At 63.4% G+C, this 246-nt stretch carries 1 protein-coding gene; it reads right to left on the bottom strand.

Annotated features, from left to right (window positions below):
* Window positions 1-181, bottom strand: a 181-nt coding sequence (locus tag Q4528_RS15355; protein WP_303522568.1) for a hypothetical protein, incomplete at its 3' end; no start/stop codon positions are given.
* Between the last annotated feature and the right edge of the window lie 65 nt (window positions 182-246).

The raw sequence follows: 246 nt of genomic DNA, 5'->3' as shown, positions 1-246 counted from the left end.
CCCAATCTGTTTCCGGCAGTTCGGAAATCGCAAACTCCTTGGCGCCAAATGCCGCCGCAAGGACCGCAAGGGCGGCTTCGTCCGGGGCTTCGGTGAAATAGCCGCCGATTTCCCACAGGCCAGAGCCATCCTCCATCTCGAACACGCCGACGCCGGTTGGTTCGGGCACCAGATGTTCCATGGCCGCGCCAAGCGTTTCAGCCTGAGGCTTGCCGGGCAGGGTGGTGAGGGCGGTGAATGTGGGCA

This window comes from Staphylococcus pasteuri (genome assembly GCF_030547725.1).
Lineage (GTDB): Bacteria > Bacillota > Bacilli > Staphylococcales > Staphylococcaceae > Staphylococcus > Staphylococcus pasteuri.
The sequence above is the reverse complement of the archived record's forward strand: the minus strand, read 5'-3'. Positions and strand labels throughout refer to the sequence as shown.